This window comes from Bacillus sp. JJ722 (assembly GCF_036963345.1).
GTDB lineage: Bacteria > Bacillota > Bacilli > Bacillales > DSM-1321 > Bacillus_AD.
Genome location: NZ_JBALMO010000215.1, coordinates 1 through 438, shown reverse-complemented (window position 1 = coordinate 438; position 438 = coordinate 1). Strand labels below are relative to the sequence as shown.

The following is a 438-nucleotide window of genomic DNA, read 5'->3' as shown; positions in this document are numbered from 1 at the left end:
CACCAGCGAATAATACACCAAAATATCCAATAACAGATTGCGGCGTATTAGGAAGCATAATGGCAACACGATCACCCTTTTCAATACCAAGCTTCTTTAAATAATTCGCAAGCTTTAATGCCGATTGATACAATTCATGATACGTAATTTCTTTCCCCATAAAATGTATGGCTGACTTCTCAGGTTGCTCTGCTGCTGCTTCTTTCAGATAATTCTGCAATGGTAATGTGCCATAATTCAACGTTTTCGGAATTTCATCAGGATATTGCTCTAGCCAAGGTTTATCCCCCATTAAAACGCCTCCTTTTAAATTAGTAACAATTCTCTTTTATTATAATATATGGAAGTTTTTGTGACAATTGCGAAATATCGTCACCGATCCTTTTGGATTGAAGACTTCGCTTCTTTTTTTACTCCAAATTAAAAAGGAGCCATGCG

1 protein-coding gene is annotated in these 438 nt (G+C 36.5%); it reads right to left on the bottom strand.

What is annotated here, in order from left to right; genetic code table 11:
• Positions 1 to 292, bottom strand: a 292-nt coding sequence (locus V7014_RS21410) for an AMP-binding protein (RefSeq protein WP_335510138.1), incomplete at its 3' end; no start/stop codon positions are given.
• Between the last annotated feature and the right edge of the window lie 146 nt (positions 293 to 438).